4 protein-coding genes and 1 pseudogene are annotated in these 4,653 nt (G+C 28.1%); all 5 read right to left on the bottom strand.

Annotated elements, in window-relative coordinates:
- Positions 1–170: 170 nt before the first annotated feature.
- Positions 171–1,139: pseudogene (locus F3H00_RS10170) on the bottom strand (NAD-dependent epimerase/dehydratase family protein).
- A 21-nt stretch (positions 1,140–1,160) separates the two neighbouring features.
- Complete coding sequence (locus F3H00_RS10165) at positions 1,161–1,838, bottom strand: acylneuraminate cytidylyltransferase family protein (protein ID WP_103604604.1); 678 nt, start codon at positions 1,836–1,838, stop codon at positions 1,161–1,163.
- Positions 1,838–2,485 carry a glycosyltransferase family protein gene (locus tag F3H00_RS10160; protein ID WP_149703848.1) on the bottom strand — a complete coding sequence of 216 codons (648 nt, stop codon included), beginning with the start codon at positions 2,483–2,485 and terminating at the stop codon, positions 1,838–1,840. Before F3H00_RS10160 ends, F3H00_RS10165 begins: the two co-directional genes overlap by 1 nt.
- Positions 2,482–3,255, bottom strand: coding sequence for an aldolase/citrate lyase family protein (locus F3H00_RS10155; protein ID WP_103604606.1), 774 nt, complete (start codon positions 3,253–3,255; stop codon positions 2,482–2,484). The genes F3H00_RS10160 and F3H00_RS10155 overlap by 4 nt, the downstream gene beginning before the upstream one ends.
- A gap of 74 nt (positions 3,256–3,329) precedes the next feature.
- The coding region (locus F3H00_RS10150) for an ABC transporter ATP-binding protein (RefSeq protein ID WP_149703847.1) at positions 3,330–4,653 on the bottom strand (1,324 nt) is incomplete at its 5' end.

Below are 4,653 nucleotides of genomic sequence, written 5' to 3'. Positions count from 1 at the left end.
CCTCAAATATTTTTCTAAATCCATAGTCTCTTACTGGCAAGCTGTTTAATATGACTCCATCAAAATCCCAAAATACTACTTTAGTCAAAAATCTTTCCTAATTACTATTATAAATTTTAAAATAATCTAAGACTATGTTTTATAATTTCAGACCATTTCTTTATTGTTATCTAATCTTTCTCAATCTTGCTATAACTTTTACTTTCTTTATTAAGATTCAAGGCCCATTTAGTCATAGTCTTTATACCTTGTTTTACACTAGTTAGTGGTATCCAATTTATATCATTCATAATCTTTTTATTGCTTCCTGTATAGCCAAAAACATCTCCTGGTGTTGTTCCCTCATATTTGACAGTTATATCAAATGGCAAATTAATTCTTATCTCATTTACAATTTCTTCAACGCTAGTCTTTTTTGATGTGGCAACATTATAGATATTAAAGCCCTTTATTCTAGAATCCATCATTTTAACAAAAGCATCAACTGTATCATCAATATAAACTAAATCTCTAAATCTATCTTTTGGACCTCTAACATGAATATGCTTATTTCTAATAGCTTGAGACAAAAAAATACTTGTCATACCCTGATAAAGATTATCAAGATTTTATCCTGGACCATATATATTAAATAATCTTAATGCTACAGTATCTAATCCAAACTGATTTGAATAAATTCTAAGATAGTTTTCACTTGCAAGCTTACCAACACCATAAAATGATTTTGGTAATGTTAATGCATCTTCGGATATTTCTAAATTATACCTAGGCTCACCATAAACGGATACTGTACTAGCATAAATAAATTTTTTACAACCACTATCAACTGCATATTTTAATAAAAGTAATGTAGATTGCGTATTTGCTTGCAGATCATAAACAGGGTTAGAATAGCTTGGTTCGCCCCCACTCTGACCAGCTATATGAAATATTGCATTAAATTTATAGCTATTTAATAATTCTATCATTTGACCTTCATGTGTAGCCATTTTATAAAATTCAACATTTTCAGGTACTTGCTCCAATATACCAGTTGATAAATTATCTATTCCAATTACTCTATAGCCCATTTCCAATAGTCTCTTCGCAACGGCCGAACCAATAAAACCAGCTACCCCTGTAACTAAGCAAATTTTCATGACACTCTTTCCTATATTTAATTAATTAGTTAATAACCATTCTTTTGTATACTTTTTATACAAAAACTCTGCAAATTCAAAATCGAAAATATCATCTATATCAACAGATTCTATCTTATTAAGGTATAGAAAATACGGCCTATCGCCAACAACATTTCTTTTTTTCATCATCACATCTTTATCTATAATTGAGATAGCAAAATTTAATGAAAATATATTAGGTAAATCTTGACTTTTTGGTGTTCTATTAATATCGTAATTAATCGGTTTATTATCTTTCCATAAAAATTTTTTTTCTTCAGAAACTGAAACTATACTATCTATACTTTCATCTTCTATAATTTTATTTATTGCCTTTTGGTAAGTAGAAACTTTAACCATAGGACTTGTGACCTGGGCCATAAACACTATATCCCCTGGTGTAATATCTGCAATATGATACCAGTGCTCATCATTTGTTACAGTAGAACCAGAATGAAAATTATCTCTAATGTGAACTTTAATATTATTTTCTTGCGCTATTCTAGTACACTTCTCACAATCAGTTGAAACAATAATCTCATCAATCCCTTTAAGTTGTCTTAAAATATCTAACTTTAATTTAAGTAGGTTGGTTTCTGCAAAATCTCTAGTATTTTTTGATACAACTCTCTGAGAGCCTTTTCTAACCGGGACAATCGCTACTATCTTTTTTTTCATTACATTAGTTCCTTTTTAAAATACATATTGATTAACTCTTTGGCAAAAGCATAGTCTTCTATATTATTTATTTCAATAGACTCAAATGAATCTATTTCAAAAAAATACGGACTTTCCGTAAATAAGCTTCTACTATTTAAAGCGATTTCTTTTTTAATTATATAGCAACCATTCGTTAATATATAAACTGGCTCTATTTCATTTCTAGACATTAAGTTGCCTGTAAAATTTAGCCTCCTATCTTGAAAAAAAATGTAGTCCTTTTTTTTGTGAACCGCAATTAATGAATCTATCTTATTATCCAAAAAAACATTTGCCATTGTTTTGTAGCTTTTGCTATTTAAAAAAGGAGTAGTGCAATTTATCCATATAATATTATCTTCCTTGACTTTATATATAGATCTCATAACCATATCTATATAATTTAACCTTGGCTCCCTTTCAATAAAATTTACATTTGACCTTATTGCTATCTCTTCAATATTTTTACTCTCAGAGTTTATATAAATTTGAGACGATCTTATAAATTCTTTACATTGTGCTATTTTCCATTCCAAAAGTGTAGTATCCCCAAAAGGTGCTATATCACCTAACTCGTGATATCTATTCTTTTCTTGTGCTGGTATTATTACTGCAAAATTGTTCATTGCAATCTCCTTTTTAGCTCTGTTAGTCTTGATAGTTCTGATCCAATCTGCATATCACTAAATTCTTTTTTTGATAATATATATAACTCTTCAAATTTCAAAGCTTCTTTTATTGCATTTTCTTTTTCTATGAATATTTTTGTTGGTAGTATAACTTTCCTAGTTTCAAGTTTATATATCAATTTTTTTAGTTTTTGATATTTTTGATCTAAAATTTCTATTGTTCTAGCAGAAACACTACCGCCAACCGTAAAAGTCATATCTGTGGTATCCATTTTAAGAGCAACTTTTTTTAAAAGTTCAAAAGTAAAGTCACTATCTGGCTTGATATTTTCATCAAAATATGATGCAGTTAAATCGCTCCTACCAATAGTTATGTTATTGAATTTGCCATTTGCATACTCTAAAATTTCATCAAAATTTTCTATTGCGCTTTTTGTTTCTATATTTAATGTAGTATGAATTTCATGCCCACCATAAATATTTAAAATACTATCATAAAATTTTTTGGCACCAAATTTACTCTCCACCATTGGGGCTATCAATCCATCCACATCAATCTCAATGGCATCTTTTATATCCCTTATAGCTTCTACACCGCCTATTTTTAAATATAGTTTAACTCCTGCCTTAGAAGTTAGTCTTCTTAGTCTCATCAAATCTCTAAAAGAAGATCCTTCTGCTTCAAACTCTGCTTTTATACCTTGTAAGTCGTATGCATCTCTCAAAAAGCAAAGCTGCTCATAAAGTTTTTTTTCTAAACTATACAATTAATACTCCCTTCGCTAACAAATATACTATAAAAATTGGATCTATTTATATTCTGCCAGTTAAATTATTTTACTCAATTTAATTTTATTACCTTATTACATTTCTCAATTGTGCTTAATCGATGTGCAATTATTAATAATGTTTTATCACTACCTACTTTATATATTTCATCCATTATTTTAGCCTCCGTTTCACTATCTAAAGCACTCGTTGCTTCATCTAAAACTAAAATTTCAGGATCACTATATAAAGCTCTAGCTATTCCTATTCTTTGCTTTTGACCACCGCTCAGCTGAATTCCGCCATCTCCGACTAAAGTATCAACTCCTTCTTTTGAAGATAAAAAATCATAGATATTAGCTTTTTTTAAAACTTCTATAATTTTTTCTTTGTCATATTCATAACCAAAAGCCACATTTTCTCCGACAGTACCGTCGAAAAGATATATTGATTGTGGTATATAACCTACTTTTGACCTATAAGATTTTATATTTGAAATTGTTAATTTTTCACCATCTACAAATATTTCGCCTTTTAGTGGCTTATATAATCCTATAATCAAATCAACCAATGTAGATTTGCCACTTCCACTTTCTCCAATAAAAGCAATTTTATCGCCTTTATTTATAATCAAACTTATATTTTCAAGAACTTTTTTATTCTTCGTATATTCAAAGTATATATTTTTTAACTCTATTTTTTCATTAAAATTTATTAGATCCATTCCTTCTTTTGGCAATATATAGTTAAGTTCTCTATACATAATATCAAGAGATTTGGAGAAAAATAAAATTATGTTATAGCCTGAAAGTATTCTGTTTAGAGCAGGAAGAATTCTATATAAAGCCAAAGCATACATAGAAACTATTGGTAAAACAAAGCTTGCATCTTTATACTTAAAAAGTACATAAACTACAATACCCACAAGGACTCCAAAGCCAATTGTTTCAAGTGAGAGTTTAGGAAGTTGATTTAATGTAGCATTTATTATATTCGCTCTAGCATATCCATAACTTGCATTTGAGAACTCATTATACAGTTTTTCTTCATTTTGGATCAATTTTATCATTTTAAAATTTCCAAATGTTTCATTTAATATTCTATAGAACTTTGACTCCATCGCAGATCTTTTTACACCTTCACTTTTTATTTTATTCTTTATTGAAAATATTATAAAAAAAACTTTAATACCTAGAAATAAGGTAAGAACCAATGTTATTTTAATATCAACAATAAGAAGAAGAATATATAAAAACAATATTGTAAAAAATTCGCTAAAAATTATTAGTAAATTTTGAAGGCAAGATGAAACATTCGAAGATTCACTTAAAATATTTTTTATAAGTTCTGATACATTCTTTTTTACAAACTTTTTATATGGTAAATTTGTATAGTTT

The sequence above is a fragment of the Campylobacter concisus genome, assembly GCF_902460845.1.
GTDB classification, from domain to species: Bacteria; Campylobacterota; Campylobacteria; order Campylobacterales; family Campylobacteraceae; genus Campylobacter_A; species Campylobacter_A concisus_X.
The sequence above is the reverse complement of the archived record's forward strand: the minus strand, read 5'-3'. Positions and strand labels throughout refer to the sequence as shown.